This is a genomic window from Streptomyces sp. NPDC127117, from assembly GCF_042677325.1.
In the GTDB taxonomy this organism is placed as follows: Bacteria; Actinomycetota; Actinomycetes; order Streptomycetales; family Streptomycetaceae; genus Streptomyces.
In genome coordinates this window covers 43,117-60,729 of the sequence record NZ_JBHXTM010000050.1, presented here as the reverse complement: position 1 = coordinate 60,729, position 17,613 = coordinate 43,117, and the positions used below count along the sequence as shown (strand labels likewise).

The window sequence follows — 17,613 nt, the reverse complement described above, 5'->3', positions numbered from 1 at the left end:
GGGGGTGAGCGCGGGGGGCGGGTCTGGCGGGGGGGGGGGGGGGGGGGGGGGGTGCCCCCCCCGCCCCACCCCGGAGCCGCACACGCCCACCGCCCCGGCCTTCTCCGGCCGGCGAAGCGGGCCACCGTCTCGCGTACCGTCAACTCGACGAGTGCGCATTCACCCTGCTGGACGGTGTCGACCCGGGAACGCCAACGATGGTCGGCGCGGGCCGGGCCGACGCCGAGCACCCTGACGGTCCCCCCGTCACGACCGCGATGGCCCCGCGGGATCTCCACCGTCGTGCCATTCCCGGCCCCGTTCGCTGCGAGGATTCCGGGCACCTCGCCCCGCCGGATTCCCAGGTCCGGCCGTCGACTGCGGCCGGTTCGCCGTAGCGCTTCGTCACGCCGCCTACCTCCACCGCGAGTTCGGACAACGCGCGGAGCCTCGCCCGGACCTCTGCGTTCCGCGCCGGTCGTGCGCAGGCCCTTGGGTACACCTTTATGTCCATCGAACAGAAGACCTGTGCCGTGGTACGGCACAATGACCGTGCCCAGCAGGCCACTCACTGATGGAACGGCGATATGACGACTGCAGCGGTTGACCATCCCTCCTCCGAACAGGACGAGGACGGCGGGAAGAGGACCATCGGCGGCAGTCGGGCGCTCGCACTGCTGCTGGTGATCACGGGCGCTGCCGGACTCCTCGCCGCATGGGTCATCACGATCGACAAATTCAAGTTGCTGGAGGACCCCAACTTCACACCGGGGTGCAGCCTCAACCCGGTCGTCGCGTGCGGCAACATCATGAAGAGCGATCAGGCGGCCGCCTTCGGCTTCCCGAACCCGATGCTCGGCATGGCCACCTACCCCGTGATCATCGGCATCGGGCTGGCGCTGCTCGCGGGCGCCCGCTTCCGCAGCTGGTACTGGCTCGGGATGAACGCAGGCACGCTGTTCGGCGTCGGCTTCTGCACCTGGCTCCAGTACCAGTCGCTCTACAACATCAACTCGCTCTGCCTCTGGTGCTGCCTGGCCTGGGTCGCCACGATCATCATGTTCTGCTACATCACCACGCACAACATCAAGCACCGCATCATCCCCGCGCCGAACTGGCTGCGCAACGGCCTCACCGAGTTCCACTGGGTGCCGCCGGTCCTGTGGATCGGCATCATCGGCATGCTGATCCTGACCCGCTGGTGGGACTTCTGGACCAGCTGACCGGCGCCCCGTCCCTCCCGGGCGACCGGCCCGGCAGGGATGTCAGTGCCGTGGCATAGGCTTCAAAACGTGGAGCCCGACCTCTTTACCGCAGCCGCCGAAGACCGCCAGGAGAAGGACCTGTCCAGCAGCCCACTGGCTGTCCGGATGCGCCCCCGCACCCTCGACGAGGTTGTCGGCCAGCAGCATCTGCTCAGGCCGGGCTCGCCGCTGCGCCGCCTGGTCGGCGAGGGGAACGGCGGGCCGGCGGGTCCGTCCTCGGTGATCCTGTGGGGCCCGCCCGGCATCGGGAAGACGACTCTGGCCTACGTGGTCAGCAAGGCCACCAACAAGCGCTTCGTCGAACTCTCCGCGATCACCGCGGGCGTCAAGGAGGTGCGCGCCGTCATCGAGGGCGCGCGCCGAGCCACCGGCGGCTACGGCAAGGAGACCGTCCTCTTCCTCGACGAGATCCACCGCTTCTCCAAGGCACAGCAGGACTCCCTGCTGCCGGCGGTGGAGAACCGCTGGGTGACGCTGATCGCGGCGACCACCGAGAATCCGTACTTCTCGATCATCTCGCCGCTGCTGTCCCGTTCGCTGCTGCTCACCCTGGAATCGCTCACCGACGACGATCTGCGCGGGCTGCTGAAGCGCGCCCTGGCCGACGAGCGGGGGCTCGGCGGCGCGGTGACGCTGCCGGAGGAGGCCGAGGCGCATCTGCTGCGGATCGCGGGCGGCGACGCCCGCCGGGCGCTGACGGCGCTGGAGGCCGCGGCCGGTGCCGCGCTGTCCAAGCAGGAGAAGGAGATCAGTCTCCTGACCCTGGAGGAGACCGTCGATCGTGCGGCCGTCAAGTACGACCGGGACGGCGACCAGCACTACGACGTGGCGAGCGCGCTCATCAAGTCGATCCGCGGCTCCGACGTGGATGCGGCGCTGCACTATCTGGCCCGGATGATCGAGGCGGGGGAGGACCCCCGGTTCATCGCCCGGCGGCTGATGATCTCGGCCAGCGAGGACATCGGTCTCGCCGACCCCACGGCGCTGCCCACCGCCGTCGCGGCCGCCCAGGCGGTCGCCATGATCGGTTTCCCGGAGGCGGCGCTGACCCTGAGCCATGCCACGATCGCCCTGGCCCTCGCCCCCAAGTCCAACGCGGCGACCCTGGCGATCTTCGCCGCCCAGGAGGACGTACGGAAAGGGCTCGCGGGCCCCGTTCCCGCCCATCTGCGTGACGGCCACTACAAGGGCGCCGCCAAGCTGGGCCATGCCCAGGGCTATGTGTATCCGCACGATGTCCCCGGCGGCATCGCCACCCAGCAGTACGCCCCGGACGCGGTGCGTGACAAGCACTACTACCAGCCCACGCGCTACGGCGCGGAGGCACGCTACGCGGATGTGGTGGAGCGGGTCCGCGAGCGGCTCGGCCGCACCGCAGGCGACGGCACCGGCCCGTCCGCGGGCTGAGGGAGTGCGGGGCCACGCCCCCGGTCAGCGCGCCGCCGCCTCGAAGAGCGTGTACATCGCGTCGCGCAGTTCGTTGACGTCGCGCACCGGAGCGGGGAATTCGAAGCGGGCGTCGTAGCACCGCCCCCGGTCCTCGCGGAGTCGCAGCCGCAGCCCGTGCCGGTCCAGCGCGAGCGGCACGACGGAAGGCAGATGGGCGGCGCAGCGGCCCTCCGTCCGTCCGCCCAGCAGCCCGCACAGCGTCGCCAGCTGCTCGCCGTGCGCCGCGTGCAGATGCTGCAACAGCTCCGTCTCGTACTCGATCAGCGGATCGGGGGCCGCGTCCCGGAACTCCTCCGGCTCGACCTCCTCGGCGCCCCACAGGTCGTCGACGTACGCCTCGCCCGTCTCCAGCCTGAGCGTCATCCGGCCGGGCCCCGACAGGCCGGGTACGGTGGTGAGCCGGCCCGAGACCCAGGCGCGGCCGCGGATGCGGTGCGGGACGGATACCGGGGCCACATCCGTGAGCTCCAGCACAGCCGACAGCTCGTCGTCCTCGGCGTGTGTCGCGGTCCGTACCACCGGGGAATCGGCGGGGAGTTCGAGGAACAGATCCCCGTCGGGACCGATGCTCCGGGTGAGCGGCATCAGCTGGTCCCAGGCCGCTGCGTCCACCCCGGGGATGAGCAGCACCGACGAGCAGGTACTCTGTACGAGAGTTCGTGTGCGCTCGGCTGCTGACGGCATCCGAGTGTTTTCAAGCCCGCCGGGACGCGGCTGACCACGATCTGATCGGTCCTCCGTCGTATCGGCACCCTGAGGGGTGTCGACGCTGTCAGTGCTGTCCGTGATGTGACTGGTGTTCCCCGGGCGAGACATGCGATCTCCTTAAGTAAGGTGAGCCTAACCTAACCTACAACGGAGGTCTGGAGAACGTGCCTAACCAGTCGCGTCCCAAGGTCAAGAAGAGCCGCGCGCTCGGCATCGCGCTGACGCCGAAGGCCGTCAAGTACTTCGAGGCCCGCCCCTACCCGCCGGGCGAGCACGGCCGTGGTCGCAAGCAGAACTCGGACTACAAGGTCCGTCTGCTGGAGAAGCAGCGCCTGCGTGCGCAGTACGACATCAGCGAGCGCCAGATGGCGCGTGCCTACGACCGCGCCAAGAAGGCCGAGGGCAAGACGGGCGAGGCGCTCGTCGTCGAGCTCGAGCGCCGTCTCGACGCCCTGGTCCTGCGTTCGGGTATCGCCAAGACGATCTACCAGGCCCGCCAGATGGTCGTCCACGGCCACATCGAGGTCAACGGTGGCAAGGTCGACAAGCCGTCGTTCCGTGTCCGTCCCGACGACATCGTGATGGTCCGCGAGCGCAGCCGCGACAAGCACCCCTTCCAGGTTGCCCGCGAGGGTGGTTACGACACCGACGGTGAGACCCCGCGCTACCTGCAGGTGAACCTGAAGGCCCTGGCCTTCCGCCTTGACCGGGACCCGAACCGCAAGGAAATCCCCGTGATCTGCGACGAGCAGCTCGTCGTCGAGTACTACGCCCGCTGATCCAGGCGTAGTCGCTCTCACCAGCGCTCAGGCCCGCCCTTCCCCGAAGCACGGGAGGTGGCGGGCCTCCGCGTTTTCCCGGGGCCGGGCAGTGCCCCGGGCAGCCGCTCCGGAGTCTCCCGGTGGCCCGCGGGGCCGCTCGCCAGAGCCCTGGCCACCGCCGTGTCCGGATCGAGCTGCCCGCCCGCGCGCAGCTTTGCTTCGTACCGGTCGTCGCCCAGCTCTTGGCGGGCCAGCTCCTCGCAGCGCACCCGGGGCTGCCCGTAGTGCGCCGACCCGAACAGCGGCAGCCCCACCGACGGCCAGATCCGGTCGGCGGCCCCCTGGAGCACCGCCGCCTCCGCCGGATCGCCCTCGACGGCGGTGATCAGCGCCAGCAGCTCCAGGGCGAGCACCGAGCCGAGCAGGTCGTGGAAGGCGTGGCTGATCGCCAGCGACTTTCCGAGCAGTTCCCGGGCCCGTTCCGGCCGGCCGCGCTGCAACGCCGCGAAGGCCAGTACGTACAGCGCGTACGACAGGGCCCACCGCTCCCCGTGGTCCTCGCAGATCTCCCGGACCTCTTCGCAGATGGTGGCCGCCCCGTCCAGATCCCCCTGGAATCCGACCGTCATCGCGAGCTCGATCTGGGCCATCAGCACATTGCTGTTCAGCTCGCCGAGCTCCCGGTAGCGGCGCAGCGCCTCGCCCAGCAGCTCCTGGGCCCGGACCATGTCGTCGGTGACGAGCGCCAGACAGCCCGTCCGGTGCACCGCGTACGCGAGCGCCGTGGAGTCACCGGCCCGGTCCGCCTCGTCGCGGCACTCCTGCAGCGCGGAGACCGCGCCGACCGGATCGCCCTGCAGCACGGCCACATAACCGAGCACCCACAGCGCCTTCAGCCGCGAGGAGTCGTACGCGGAGTCCTCCTCCAGCACGTGGTCCAGCCAGTGCCGGCCCTCCGAGAGCCGCCCGCAGCCCACCCAGAGGAACCACAGGGTGCCCGCCAGGTACTGCGCGAGATGGGCCTCGCCCGGACTCTCCAGCGAATACTCCATCGCCCGCCGCAGATTCGGCAGCTCGCTCCCGGCCCGGGCGGCCACCTCGCCCTGGCGCGGGCTGAACCAGTCGAGCTCGCACCAGGTCGCCAGCCCCAGGAACCAGTCCCGGTGGCGGCGCCGCAGCCGGTCCGTGTCATCGGTGGCCGCCAGCCACTCGGCGCCGTACTCCCGCACCGTGTCCAGCATCCGGTAGCGGGTGCCCTGCACCGTGTCCTCGCGCAGCACGACGGACTGCGCGAGCAGCCCGGAGAGCACGTCGAGCACCGAATCGGCCGGCAGATCGGCGCCGCTGCAGACGTATTCGACGGCCTCCAGGTCGAACTGCCCGGCGAAGACCGAGAGCCGGGCCCAGAGCAACCGCTGCTCAGGAGCGCAGAGTTCATGGCTCCAGCCGACGGCCGTACGGAGCGTCTGGTGGCGCGCCAGGGCGCTGCGGCTCGAACCGGTCAGCAGCCGGAAGCGGTCGTCCAGGCGTTGCAGCACCTGGACGGTGGACAGGGCGCGCAGCCGCCCGGCGGCCAGCTCCAGCGCGAGCGGGATTCCGTCCAGCCGGCGGCACAGCTCCAAGATGGTCGCGCGGTTCTCGTCGGTCAGCCGGAAGTCCGGCCGCACGGCGACGGCCCGTTCGGTGAAGAGCAGCATCGCGTCCTCGTCCGTCATCGGCGGGAGCGGGAAGACGAACTCCCCGTCCAGCTCCAGCGGCAGCCGCCCGGCGGCCAGCACCCGCAGGTGCGGGGCCCGGCGCAGCAGTTCCCGTACGAGGTCGGCGCAGGCGTCGACCAAGTGCTCGAAGCCGTCGATCACCAGGAGGAGACGGCGGTCGGCCAGGTGCTCGACGAGGGTGGTGCGGGGCGGCCTGCCGGTGTGGTCGGTGAGTCCCAGGGCGTCGGCCAGGGCGTGTTCCAGCAGCTCGGGGTCGTGGACGGCGGAGAGCTCGGCCATCCGGACACCGTCGCAGTACCGTTTCTCCAGAAGCGCGGCGATCCTGGCGGCGCAGCGGGTCTTGCCCACGCCACCGACGCCGACCACGGTGACGAGCCTGGACTCTTCCAGGAGCTGAGCGAGACGGACGAGTTCGTTCTGCCGTCCGACGAATCTGTTCAGTTCCGCCGGGAGGTTTCCGGGCGCGGTGGGGCCGTTCGGTTCGTGGGGGGACGGAACGGAGCGCTGGGGGCGTCGCATGAGACACGCAGGGTACTGGCCCGAAAGCTCTCCGTACAATCTCCTTATGGCAACGCCCGCCCTTCCCGCGGGTAATGCGGTACGGGGTGAGACCACCGGCGCGATAGGCTCGGGGGACGACGATGGGCCGCTGCGACGGCCCTCGCCGGAGAGACAGAACAGAGACAGCGACAAGCTAGAGAGCGGTGCACTGTGTCCGGTGGAGAGGTGGCCGGGATCCTGGTGGCCGTCTTCTGGGCGATCCTGGTTTCGTTCCTCGCCGTCGTGCTGGTGAGGCTGGCCCAGACGCTCAGGGCGACCACCAAGCTCGTGGCGGACGTGACCGAACAGGCGGTCCCGCTGCTCGCCGACGCCTCCGCGACGGTGCGTTCCGCGCAGACCCAGCTCGACAAGGTCGACGCGATCGCCACGGACGTCCAGGAAGTCACCTCCAACGCCTCAGCGCTCTCCACCACCGTGGCCTCGACCTTCGGCGGCCCGCTCGTCAAGGTCGCCGCGTTCGGCTACGGGGTGCGGCGGGCGATCGGCCGCAAGGCGGATGCCCAACCGGAACCCGCCCGCCGCGCCGTGGTCGTCGGCCGTACCGTGCCGTCCGCACGCGGCAGGAAGCGCAACGGCAGAAACTCCCGCGGATCGAAGGACTGACGCAGCCATGTTCCGCCGTACGTTCTGGTTCACCGCCGGCGCCGCCGCCGGTGTCTGGGCCACCGCCAAGGTCAACCGGAAGCTCAAGCAGCTCACCCCCGAGAGCCTCGCGGCGCAGGCCGCGGACCGGGCGATCGAGACGGGGCACAAGCTCAAGGACTTCGCCCTGGACGTCCGTGAGTCCATGGCGCGGCGCGAAGCCGAACTGGGCGAGGCGCTGGGCCTTCAGGCGCCGGTCGACCCGGACCTCCCGCTGCGGCGGCACTACGTCGTCGAGGCGTCCGAGCCCGTCGGACCCGAAAGGTCCCTCGGGGCCACCGAATACCGCAAGCTCCCCTACAAGTCGTACAACCGGAATGAGGACCACTGATGGAGTCGGCTGAAATTCGTCGCCGCTGGCTGAGCTTCTTCGAGGAGCGCGGTCACACCGTCGTCCCTTCGGCGTCGCTCATCGCGGACGACCCGACTCTGCTGCTGGTCCCCGCGGGCATGGTGCCCTTCAAGCCGTACTTCCTCGGCGAGGTCAAGCCGCCCGCCCCGCGCGTCACCAGCGTGCAGAAGTGCGTCCGTACGCCGGACATCGAAGAGGTCGGCAAGACCACCCGGCACGGCACGTTCTTCCAGATGTGCGGCAACTTCTCCTTCGGCGACTACTTCAAGGAAGGCGCCATCAGCTACGCCTGGGAGGCTCTGACGAGCTCCGTGGCGGACGGCGGCTTCGGTCTCGACCCCGAGCGGCTGTGGATCACGGTCTACCTCGACGACGACGAGGCCGAGGCCATCTGGCGCGACAAGATCGGTGTGCCGGCCGAGCGCATCCAGCGGCTGGGCAAGAAGGACAACTTCTGGTCCATGGGCGTCCCCGGACCCTGTGGCCCCTGCTCCGAGATCAACTACGACCGCGGCCCCGAGTTCGGCGTCGAGGGCGGCCCGGCCGTCAACGACGAGCGGTACGTGGAGATCTGGAACCTGGTCTTCATGCAGTACGAGCGCGGCGCCGGTGACGGCAAGGAGGACTTCCCGATCCTCGGCGACCTGCCGTCGAAGAACATCGACACGGGTCTCGGCCTGGAACGCCTGGCCATGATCCTGCAGGACGTACAGAACATGTACGAGACCGACACCCTGCGCGTCGTCATGGACAGGGCCACCGAGCTGACCGGCGTCCGCTACGGCGCCGAACACGGTTCGGACGTCTCGCTCCGCGTGGTCGCCGACCACATCCGCACCTCCGTGATGCTCATCGGCGACGGCGTCACGCCGGGCAACGAGGGCCGCGGCTACGTGCTGCGCCGGATCATGCGCCGCGCCATCCGCAACATGCGGCTGCTGGGTGCCACCGGACCGGTCGTCAAGGACCTGGTCGACGTCGTGATCGAGACGATGGGGCTGCAGTACCCGGAGCTGATCACCGACCGCAAGCGCATCGAGACCGTCGCCCTCGCCGAGGAGGCCGCCTTCCTCAAGGCACTCAAGGGCGGCACCAACATCCTCGACACCGCCGTCACCGAGACCAAGGCCGCCGGCGGCAAGGTCCTCGCCGGCGACAAGGCGTTCCTGCTCCACGACACCTGGGGCTTCCCGATCGACCTCACCCTGGAGATGGCCGCCGAACAGGGCCTCTCCGTGGACGAGGAGGGCTTCCGCCGCCTGATGAAGGAGCAGCGGGACCGCGCCAAGGCGGACGCCCGCGCCAAGAAGACCGGTCACGCCGACCTGTCCGCCTACCGCGAGGTCGCCGACAACTCCGGCGCCACCGACTTCACCGGCTACACCACCACCGAGGGCGAGTCGACCATCGTCGGCCTCCTCGTCGACGGTGTGTCCTCCCCGGCCGCGTCCGAGGGCGACGAGGTCGAGGTCGTCCTCGACCGCACCCCGTTCTACGCCGAGGGCGGCGGCCAGATCGCCGACCAGGGCCGGATCAGGCTCGACACCGGCGCCGTCATCGAGGTCCGCGACGTCCAGAAGCCGGTCCCCGGCGTCCACGTCCACAAGGGTGTCGTCCAGGTCGGCGAGGTCACCGTCGGCGCTCCGGTCTTCGCCTCGATCGACGTCAAGCGCCGCCGCGCCATCGCCCGCGCCCACTCGGCCACGCACCTCACGCACCAGGCCCTGCGCGACGCGCTCGGCCCGACGGCCGCCCAGGCCGGTTCGGAGAACCAGCCCGGCCGCTTCCGCTTCGACTTCGGTTCGCCGAACGCCGTCCCCGGCTCGGTCATGACCGACGTCGAGCAGAAGATCAACGACGTGCTCTCCCGCGAACTCGACGTCCAGGCCGAGGTCATGTCGATCGACGAGGCCAAGAAGCAGGGCGCCATCGCCGAGTTCGGCGAGAAGTACGGCGAGCGGGTCCGGGTCGTCACCATCGGGGACTTCTCCAAGGAGCTCTGCGGCGGTACGCACGTCCACAACACCGCCCAGCTGGGTCTGGTGAAGCTGCTCGGCGAGTCGTCGATCGGTTCCGGTGTGCGGCGCATCGAGGCCCTCGTCGGCGTCGACGCGTACAACTTCCTCGCCAAGGAGCACACGGTCGTCGCCCAGCTCCAGGAGCTGGTCAAGGGCCGTCCCGAGGAGCTCCCGGAGAAGATCGCCGGAATGCTCGGCAAGCTGAAGGACGCCGAGAAGGAGATCGAGAAGTTCCGCGCGGAGAAGGTCCTCCAGGCCGCCGCCGGACTGGCCGAGTCCGCCAAGGACGTACGCGGCGTCGCCCTGGTCACCGGCCAGGTCCCCGACGGCACGACCGCCGACGACCTGCGCAGGCTCGTCCTCGACGTCCGTGGCCGCATCCAGGGCGGCCGCCCGGCCGTCGTGGCCCTGTTCACCACCGCCAACGGCCGTCCGCTCACCGTCATCGCCACCAACGAGGCCGCCCGCGAGCGCGGTCTCAAGGCCGGTGACCTGGTCCGTGCCGCCGCCAAGACCCTCGGCGGCGGCGGTGGCGGCAAGCCGGACGTCGCCCAGGGCGGCGGCCAGGACCCCGAGGCCATCGGCGCCGCGGTGTCCGCCGTCGAACGCCTCGTCACCGAGACGGCGTGACGACGGGAATGACGCAGATGCGCCGCGGTCGTCGTCTCGCGATCGATGTCGGGGACGCCCGGATCGGGGTCGCCTCGTGCGACCCCGACGGGATCCTCGCCACGCCGGTGGAGACCGTTCCGGGACGTGATGTCCCGGCGGCCCACCGGCGGCTCGGGCAGATCGTCGAGGAGTACGAGCCGATCGAGATCATCATCGGTCTGCCGCGGTCCCTCGGCGGCGGTGAAGGACCCGCCGCCGCCAAGATCCGGGTCTTCGCCCAGGAGGTCGCCCGCGCGGTCGCGCCCATTCCGGTGCGACTGGTGGACGAGAGGATGACCACAGTGACGGCCAGTCAAGGGCTGCGCGCTTCGGGCGTGAAGTCCAAGAAAGGCCGATCCGTCATCGATCAAGCTGCCGCTGTGGTGATCCTTCAGAACGCTCTGGAGTCCGAACGGGCGTCGGGCCGAGCGCCCGGCGAAGGCGTCGAAGTGGTTGCCTGATCGCGATACGGTAACGTTCCGCGCGATGCGGCGGTGCTTCGAACAAACACCGCACAGCAAGAGACGGAACGTCGTCTCGCGGCTCTAGGGGATCGATGACTGAGTATGGCCGGGGCCCCGGCTCCGAACCGTGGCATCCCGAGGACCCCTTGTACGGGGACCAGGGATGGGGAGGACAGCAGTCTGCCCACGGCCAGAACCAGTACGGCGGCGAGCAGCAACAGCCCTACCCGCACGATCCGTACGCGCAGCAGCCGCAACACCCGCAGGCGCAGGACCCGTACGCCCAGCAGCAGTACCAGCAGCAGCCCGGCTACGGAGTCCAGCAGGACCCGTACGCGCAGCAGCCCCAGCAGCCCCAGCAGCCGCAGTACGACAACGGCGGCTGGGGCACCGGGCAGCAGCCCGCCGCGATGCCGTACGACACCCAGCCGGCGGCCGACCCGTACGGCGGGGGACAGAGCGGCTACGGCGAGACGCACGACCACTACGGCACGCCGGAGGCCTACCCGCCGCCGCAGCCCCCGGGCCGTCGCGAGGCCGCTGCCCAGCAGGCCCCGACGCAGTCTCCGGACTGGGATCCCGAGGTCCAGCCGGAGGAGACCCACCCGTTCTTCACGGGCGCCGACGAACGCGACGACAACGGCGACGACAAGGACGGCGAGTACGACGACGACCCGCGTGAGTCACGCCGTGGCAGCCGGGGCGGCAACGAGCGCCGTGGCAAGGGCAAGAAGAAGAGCCGCAACGGCTGTGCCTGTCTGGTCGTCTCGCTGGTCCTGGTCGGCGGCCTCGGCGGGGTGGGCTACTTCGGCTACTCGTACTGGAAGGACAAGTTCGGCGCGGCGCCCGACTACGCGGGCAGCGGCTCGGGGTCGGTCGAGGTGGAGATCCCCAAGGGCGCGTTCGGGTACGACATCGGCAACATCCTGAAGAAGCAGGGTGTGGTCAAGAGCGTCGACGCTTTCGTCTCCGCGCAGACCGAGAACCCCAAGGGGAAGTCGATCCAGGCCGGGGTGTATCTCCTCCACGAGAAGATGTCCGCGGCCGAGGCCGTGAAGATGATGGTCGACCCGAACAGCCAGAATCTTCTGGTGATTCCCGAAGGCTTCCGCAATGTCGCCGTCTACGAGATGGTCGACAAGAAGCTGAGCCTCAAGAAGGGCACGACCAAGGGAATCGCCACGGCCAAGAGGTCCGAACTCGGCCTGCCCGACTGGGCGGTCAACGGCAAGGACGTCAAGGACCCGCTGGAAGGCTTCCTCTACCCGGCCGCGTATCCGGTCACGAAGGAAACCAAGCCCGAGGCGATCCTCAAGAAGATGGTCGCGCGGTCCAACGAGGAGTACGAGAAGCTCGACCTCGAAGGAGCCGCCAAGAAGTACAAGCTCGACGGCCCGTGGCAGGTGCTCACCGTCGCCAGCCTGGTGCAGGCGGAGGGCCTCACGCACGACGACTTCCGCAAGATGGCCGAAGTCGTCTACAACCGCTTGAAGCCCGACAACATGGCCACGATGCGCAAGCTCGAATTCGACTCCGCGTTCAATTACCTCAACAACCAGAGCAAGATCAAGATCAGTTCGAAGGAGATCCGGACCAACCCGGACCCGTACAACACCTATTACCACGCGGGACTTCCGCCGGGGCCGATCAGCAATCCGGGTGACGAGGCCCTGCGAGCCACGCTCAGTCCCACCAGCGATGGGTGGATGTTCTTCATCTCGCTCGACGGCAAGAAGACCCAGTTCACCAAGACAGCCGCCGAGCACGAGAAGCTCAACGACAAGTTCAAGGAACAGCATGGCCTCGAATGACGGGCCCCGCCGGGCAGCCGTCCTCGGTTCGCCCATCGCGCACTCGCTCTCGCCGGTGCTGCACCGGGCCGCGTACGCCGAACTCGGCCTCGACGGCTGGACGTACGACCGGTTCGAGGTCGACGAGGCCGCGCTCCCCGGCTTCGTCCAGGGGCTCGACTCCACCTGGGCCGGGCTCTCGCTGACCATGCCGCTCAAGCGGGCGATCATCCCGCTGCTGGACTCCGTCAGCGAGACCGCGTCCTCGGTGGAGGCCGTCAACACGGTCGTCCTCACCGAGGACGGCCGACGGACCGGCGACAACACCGACATCCCCGGGATGATCGCGGCGCTGCGCGAGCGTGGGGTGGAGAAGGCCGAGTCCGCCGCCGTCCTCGGTGCCGGCGCCACCGCCTCGTCCGCGCTCGCCGCGCTCTCGCAGATCTGCACCGGACCGGTCACGGCCTACGTACGCAGCCGCGAGCGCGGTGACGAGATGCGCGGCTGGGGCGAACGCCTCGGCGTGGACGTCCGGATCGCCGACTGGGCGGAGGCCGAGCAGGCGCTGCGCGCCCCGCTGGTCGTGGCTACCACCCCGGCCGGGGCCACCGACGATCTGGTGGGCGCGGTACCGGAGCGTCCCGGCACGCTCTTCGACGTGCTCTACGAGCCCTGGCCCACCGGGCTCGCGTCCGCCTGGGCGGCCCATGGAGGCCCAGTCATCGGAGGTCTGGACCTCCTGGTGCACCAGGCCGTCCTTCAGGTCGAGCAGATGACGGGCCGCTCCCCGGCGCCGTTGGCCGCCATGCGCCGGGCCGGCGAACAGGCGCTGGCCGCCCGCTGACCGTGCTCTCGGCCCCGCCGATCCGTCCGTCTGCTGGACCGGCGGCGGGCCGGGGCCCCCGGCCGTGGGAGGATCGAAGGCGGCGGGCCAGGGCCGCGCACCCGGTCGCGCCGTTGCAGTTCCAGGCGCGAGCATGAGGAGCACCGTTGAGCAGGTTGCGCTGGCTGACCGCGGGGGAGTCGCACGGCCCCGCACTCGTGGCGACGCTGGAGGGTCTTCCCGCCGGTGTCCCGATCACCACGGAGATGGTGGCGGACGCACTCGCCCGGCGGCGGCTCGGTTATGGCCGCGGCGCGCGGATGAAGTTCGAGAAGGACGAGGTCACCTTCCTCGGAGGGGTCCGCCACGGCCTCACCATGGGCTCCCCGGTCGCCGTGATGGTGGGCAACACCGAGTGGCCCAAGTGGGAGCAGGTCATGTCGGCCGACCCGGTCGACCCCGCGGTCCTGGCCGAGCTGGCCCGTAACGCCCCGCTGACCCGCCCGAGGCCCGGTCACGCCGACCTCGCGGGCATGCAGAAGTACGGCTTCGACGAGGCCCGGCCGATCCTGGAGCGCGCCAGCGCCCGGGAGACGGCGGCCCGCGTCGCACTCGGCGCCGTCGCCCGGTCGTACCTCAAGGAGACCGCCGGCATCGAGATCGTCAGCCATGTCGTCGAACTGGCCGCGGCCAAGGCGCCCTACGGTGTCTATCCGACGCCCGCCGACGTGGACAAGCTCGACGCCGACCCGGTGCGCTGCCTGGACGCCGACGCGAGCAAGGAAATGGTCGCCGAGATCGACCAGGCCCACAAGGACGGCGACACCCTCGGCGGCGTCGTCGAGGTGCTGGCGTACGGGGTGCCCGTCGGGCTCGGCTCGCACGTCCACTGGGACCGCCGGCTCGACGCCCGGCTCGCCGCCGCCCTGATGGGCATCCAGGCCATCAAGGGGGTCGAGGTCGGCGACGGCTTCGACCTGGCCCGCGTCCCCGGCTCGAAGGCGCACGACGAGATCCTGGTCACCGAGGACGGCATCAAGCGCGCCTCCGGCCGTTCCGGCGGTACCGAGGGCGGTCTGACCACCGGCGAGCTGCTGCGGGTCCGGGCCGCGATGAAGCCCATCGCGACCGTGCCGCGTGCGCTCGCCACCGTCGACGTCGTCACCGGTGAACCCGCCAAGGCCCACCACCAGCGCTCCGATGTCTGTGCTGTTCCGGCCGCAGGCATCGTCGCCGAGGCGATGGTCGCGCTGGTCCTGGCCGACGCCGTCGCGGAGAAGTTCGGCGGCGACAGCGTCGCCGAGACCCACCGCAATGTGCAGTCGTACCTCGACCACCTCCAGATCCGATGAGCGGCCCGCTGATCGTCCTCGTCGGCCCGATGGGCGTCGGCAAGTCCACGGTCGGTGAGCTGCTCGCCGGCCGGCTGGGCACCGGCTACCGCGACACCGACGCGGACGTCGTGGCCACGGCCGGCAAGCCGATCCCGGAGATCTTCTACGACGAGGGCGAGGAGCGCTTCCGCGAGCTGGAGCGGCAGGCGGTGCACACCGCCGTCGCCGAGCACACCGGTGTCCTCTCCCTCGGAGGCGGCGCCGTGCTCGACGAGGCGACCCGGGCGCTGCTCGCCGGCCGCCCCGTCGTCTACCTCTCGATGGAGGTGGAGGAGGCCGTCAAGCGGGTCGGCCTGAACACCGCCCGCCCGCTGCTCGCGGTCAACCCGCGCCGGCAGTGGCGCGAGCTGATGGACGCCCGACGCCACCTGTACACCGAGGTGGCCCGGGTGACCGTCGCCACCGACGAGCGCACACCCGAAGAGGTCGCCCAGGCGGTCCTCGACGCACTGGAACTGCCGGAGCGCACGGACGACCCCGTCACGCCCGGCCGGGAGAACACAGCCATGACCGAGCAGGGCCTCATCCGTATCCCGATCGCAGGCAGCGCGGGCACCGACCCGTACGAGGTGCTGGTGGGCCGGCAGCTGCTGGGCGAGCTGCCCACGCTCATCGGCGACCGTGCCAAGCGCGTCGCGGTGCTGCACCCCGAGGCGCTCGCCGAGACCGGTGAGGCGGTCCGCCAGGACCTCGCCGAGCAGGGCTACGAGGCCATCGCGATCCAGCTGCCGAACGCCGAGGAGGCCAAGACCGCCGAGGTCGCGGCGTACTGCTGGAAGGCGCTCGGGCAGACCGGCTTCACCCGTACCGACGTGATCGTCGGCGTCGGCGGCGGCGCCAGCACCGACCTGGCGGGCTTCGTCGCGGCGACCTGGCTGCGCGGAGTGCGCTGGATCGCCGTGCCCACCACGGTGCTCGCCATGGTCGACGCGGCCGTAGGCGGCAAGACCGGCATCAACACCGCCGAGGGCAAGAACCTCGTCGGCGCCTTCCACCCGCCTGCCGGGGTGCTGTGCGACCTGGCCGCGCTGGACTCGCTGCCCGTGAACGACTACGTCAGCGGCATGGCCGAGATCATCAAGGCCGGCTTCATCGCCGACCCGGCGATCCTCGACCTGATCGAGGCCGACCCGGAGGGCGCCCGCACGCCCACCGGACCGCACACCGCCGAGCTGATCGAGCGCGCCATCCGGGTCAAGGCCGAGGTCGTCTCCAGCGACCTGAAGGAATCCGGACTGCGCGAGATCCTCAACTACGGCCACACCCTGGCCCACGCGATCGAGAAGAACGAGCGCTACAAGTGGCGGCACGGCGCTGCGGTCTCGGTCGGCATGGTCTTCGCCGCCGAGTTGGGCCGGCTGGCCGGGCGGCTCGACGACGCCACCGCCGACCGGCACCGCGCGGTCCTGGAGTCCGTCGGACTCCCGCTCACCTACCGCGGCGACCAGTGGCCCAAGCTGCTGGAGAACATGAAGGTCGACAAGAAGTCCCGCGGCGACCTGCTGCGCTTCATCGTCCTGGACGGCCTCGGCAAGCCCACCGTCCTGGAGGGCCCCGACCCGGCCGTGCTGCTGGCCGCCTACGGGGAGGTGTCGGCGTGACCCGCCGGGTGTTCGTCCTCAACGGCCCGAACCTCGGCCGGCTCGGCTCCCGTGAGCCCGACGTGTACGGAGCCACCTCGTACGCCGGCCTCGTCGAGACCTGCCGCACCCTCGGCAAGGAGCTCGGCTTCGACGTCGACGTCCGCGAGACCAACGACGAGGGCGAGCTGATCCGCTGGCTCCACGAGGCCGCGGACGGATCAATTCCGGTCGTTCTCAACCCGGGCGCCTTCACCCACTACTCGTACGGGATGCGGGATGCGGCGGCCCAGCGCACCGCCCCGCTGATCGAGGTGCACATCTCGAATCCGTACGCACGGGAGGAATTCCGCCACAACTCCGTGGTCGCGCCGGTGGCCACGGGCACCGTGGCGGGATTCGGCATCGGCTCCTACCGCCTCGCCCTGCGCGCCCTCGCGGACGAGCTGACCGACTGACGGACCGGTTTCCCGGCCATCCGGGCACCGTTGCGCGTTCCCGGCCGTTGTCCCAGCGGCGGCCGGGAACGGTACGGTTGCCGTTCCACCAGCGCCAGTTGCCTGTACGAGACGGAGTGGCACCGGATGCAGCACGCAGTGGGGGCCCCGCTGCCGCCGCCCCAAGGACCCGGAAGCGGACCTGTCGGCTGGTCGCACCAGGCCCAGCACCCCGGCCACCCCGGTCCGCCGGGGCAGCCGCCCAGCACCCCGCCCGCGCCCGGTGGATGGAGCGGGCCTGCCCCGCACCATGCCCCGGGCCCTCCCCTCAGGGAGACCACGGGACACGTCCAGCTGCCGCCCGGCGGCCCGGTCCCGCTGCCCGCGCCGCCCGCCGAGCCCGGCACCGGCAGCGCGACCCTCGCGGTCCTCCTGATCGGCCCGGCCGGCGCCGGCAAGACCACCGTGGCCAAGCTCTGGGCCAGCCGCCGCCGGGTGCCCACGGCACACGTCAGCCTCGACGACGTCCGCGAATGGGTCTGCTCCGGTTTCGCCGACCCGCAGTCCGGGTGGAACGACCACTCCGAGGCCCAGTACCGCCTGGCCCGCCGCACCTGCGGCTTCGCCGCCCGCAATTTCCTCGCCAACGGCATCTCCTGCATCCTCGACGACGCCGTCTTCCCCGACCGGCCGGTGGTCGGACTCGGCGGCTGGAAGCGCCATGTCGGCCCCGGGCTCCTGCCCGTCGTGCTGCTGCCCGGCCTGGAGATCGTGCTGGAGCGCAACGCCGCCCGCAGCGGGAACCGCCGCCTCTCGGACGAGGAGGTCGCCAGGATCCACGGCAGGATGGCCGGCTGGTACGGCTCCGGGCTGCCGATCATCGACAACTCGACGTACGACGTGGAGACCACCGCCCGCGTCCTGGACGACATACTCGCCCGCTCCATAGCCAGCCCGCCGACCTGGTGAACCGTCACCGGGCGGTGCTTCCGGTGCGCGGCCGCCCCCCGGTCGGATGCGC

Annotated in this window: 15 protein-coding genes; 13 read left to right on the top strand and 2 right to left on the bottom strand. The window is 70.6% G+C overall.

Going from position 1 to position 17,613, the window contains the following annotated elements:
• Positions 1-566: 566 nt before the first annotated feature.
• Entirely contained in the window at positions 567-1,202 is a 636-nt protein-coding gene (locus tag ACFVH0_RS32235) for a vitamin K epoxide reductase family protein (protein WP_385826019.1), read from the top strand.
• 69 nt (positions 1,203-1,271) lie between these two features.
• Positions 1,272-2,651, top strand: coding sequence for a replication-associated recombination protein A (locus ACFVH0_RS32230; protein ID WP_385826017.1), 1,380 nt, complete (start codon positions 1,272-1,274; stop codon positions 2,649-2,651).
• Between the two features lie 24 nt (positions 2,652-2,675).
• Here ACFVH0_RS32230 and ACFVH0_RS32225 read toward each other — a convergent pair whose 3' ends face one another.
• Positions 2,676-3,377 (bottom strand): DUF2470 domain-containing protein, encoded by a 702-nt coding sequence (locus tag ACFVH0_RS32225; protein WP_385826016.1) that lies wholly within the window; start codon positions 3,375-3,377, stop codon positions 2,676-2,678.
• Between the two features lie 188 nt (positions 3,378-3,565).
• On the opposite strand from ACFVH0_RS32225, the gene rpsD reads away from it, so the two are divergent.
• Positions 3,566-4,180, top strand: coding sequence for a 30S ribosomal protein S4 (gene rpsD / locus ACFVH0_RS32220; RefSeq protein ID WP_018103888.1), 615 nt, complete (start codon positions 3,566-3,568; stop codon positions 4,178-4,180).
• Positions 4,181-4,197: 17 nt separating this feature from the next.
• Here the strand turns inward: rpsD and ACFVH0_RS32215 are convergent, their stop codons facing one another.
• A complete protein-coding gene (locus tag ACFVH0_RS32215) occupies positions 4,198-6,399 on the bottom strand; it encodes an ATP-binding protein (protein WP_385826014.1) in 2,202 nt (733 codons plus the stop codon).
• 207 nt (positions 6,400-6,606) lie between these two features.
• Between ACFVH0_RS32215 and ACFVH0_RS32210 the strand changes: the two genes are divergently transcribed.
• The 10 genes from ACFVH0_RS32210 (at position 6,607) to ACFVH0_RS32165 (ending at position 17,561) form a co-directional block, all read left to right on the top strand.
• Complete coding sequence (locus ACFVH0_RS32210) at positions 6,607-7,044, top strand: DUF948 domain-containing protein (protein WP_385826012.1); 438 nt, start codon at positions 6,607-6,609, stop codon at positions 7,042-7,044.
• Between the two features lie 7 nt (positions 7,045-7,051).
• Positions 7,052-7,414, top strand: a complete 363-nt coding sequence (locus tag ACFVH0_RS32205; protein WP_385826010.1) for a DUF6167 family protein — start codon at positions 7,052-7,054, stop codon at positions 7,412-7,414.
• Positions 7,414-10,083: an alanine--tRNA ligase gene (alaS, locus tag ACFVH0_RS32200; protein ID WP_385826008.1), complete on the top strand. Its 2,670-nt coding sequence runs from the start codon at positions 7,414-7,416 to the stop codon at positions 10,081-10,083. The genes ACFVH0_RS32205 and alaS overlap by 1 nt, the downstream gene beginning before the upstream one ends.
• A complete protein-coding gene (gene ruvX / locus ACFVH0_RS32195; protein ID WP_124718844.1) occupies positions 10,080-10,565 on the top strand; it encodes a Holliday junction resolvase RuvX in 486 nt (161 codons plus the stop codon). Before alaS ends, ruvX begins: the two co-directional genes overlap by 4 nt.
• 95 nt (positions 10,566-10,660) lie before the next feature.
• Entirely contained in the window at positions 10,661-12,379 is a 1,719-nt protein-coding gene (mltG, locus tag ACFVH0_RS32190) for an endolytic transglycosylase MltG (RefSeq protein WP_385826007.1), read from the top strand.
• Positions 12,366-13,202, top strand: a complete 837-nt coding sequence (locus ACFVH0_RS32185; protein ID WP_385826005.1) for a shikimate dehydrogenase — start codon at positions 12,366-12,368, stop codon at positions 13,200-13,202. Before mltG ends, ACFVH0_RS32185 begins: the two co-directional genes overlap by 14 nt.
• A 146-nt stretch (positions 13,203-13,348) precedes the next feature.
• Entirely contained in the window at positions 13,349-14,533 is a 1,185-nt protein-coding gene (gene aroC, locus ACFVH0_RS32180; protein ID WP_385826003.1) for a chorismate synthase, read from the top strand.
• Positions 14,530-16,176 carry a 3-dehydroquinate synthase gene (aroB, locus tag ACFVH0_RS32175; RefSeq protein WP_385826001.1) on the top strand — a complete coding sequence of 549 codons (1,647 nt, stop codon included), beginning with the start codon at positions 14,530-14,532 and terminating at the stop codon, positions 16,174-16,176. Before aroC ends, aroB begins: the two co-directional genes overlap by 4 nt.
• The gene (aroQ, locus tag ACFVH0_RS32170) at positions 16,173-16,613 is read left to right on the top strand and encodes a type II 3-dehydroquinate dehydratase (RefSeq protein ID WP_385825999.1); all 441 of its coding nucleotides are present in this window, start codon (positions 16,173-16,175) and stop codon (positions 16,611-16,613) included. The genes aroB and aroQ overlap by 4 nt, the downstream gene beginning before the upstream one ends.
• A 126-nt stretch (positions 16,614-16,739) precedes the next feature.
• Entirely contained in the window at positions 16,740-17,561 is an 822-nt protein-coding gene (locus ACFVH0_RS32165) for a Pro-rich N-terminal domain-containing protein (RefSeq protein ID WP_385825998.1), read from the top strand.
• Positions 17,562-17,613: the final 52 nt, after the last annotated feature.

What these genes read in the sequence shown, in the direction of transcription:
- ACFVH0_RS32235 (WP_385826019.1), top strand. Translation starts at nt 567, where the DNA reads ATGACGACTGCAGCGGTTGACCATCCCTCCTCCGAACAGGACGAGGAC.
- ACFVH0_RS32225 (WP_385826016.1), bottom strand. Translation starts at nt 3,377, where the DNA reads ATGCCGTCAGCAGCCGAGCGCACACGAACTCTCGTACAGAGTACCTGC.
- ACFVH0_RS32215 (WP_385826014.1), bottom strand. Translation starts at nt 6,399, where the DNA reads ATGCGACGCCCCCAGCGCTCCGTTCCGTCCCCCCACGAACCGAACGGC.
- ACFVH0_RS32205 (WP_385826010.1), top strand. Translation starts at nt 7,052, where the DNA reads ATGTTCCGCCGTACGTTCTGGTTCACCGCCGGCGCCGCCGCCGGTGTC.
- alaS (WP_385826008.1), top strand. Translation starts at nt 7,414, where the DNA reads ATGGAGTCGGCTGAAATTCGTCGCCGCTGGCTGAGCTTCTTCGAGGAG.
- mltG (WP_385826007.1), top strand. Translation starts at nt 10,661, where the DNA reads ATGACTGAGTATGGCCGGGGCCCCGGCTCCGAACCGTGGCATCCCGAG.
- ACFVH0_RS32185 (WP_385826005.1), top strand. Translation starts at nt 12,366, where the DNA reads ATGGCCTCGAATGACGGGCCCCGCCGGGCAGCCGTCCTCGGTTCGCCC.
- aroB (WP_385826001.1), top strand. Translation starts at nt 14,530, where the DNA reads ATGAGCGGCCCGCTGATCGTCCTCGTCGGCCCGATGGGCGTCGGCAAG.
- ACFVH0_RS32165 (WP_385825998.1), top strand. Translation starts at nt 16,740, where the DNA reads ATGCAGCACGCAGTGGGGGCCCCGCTGCCGCCGCCCCAAGGACCCGGA.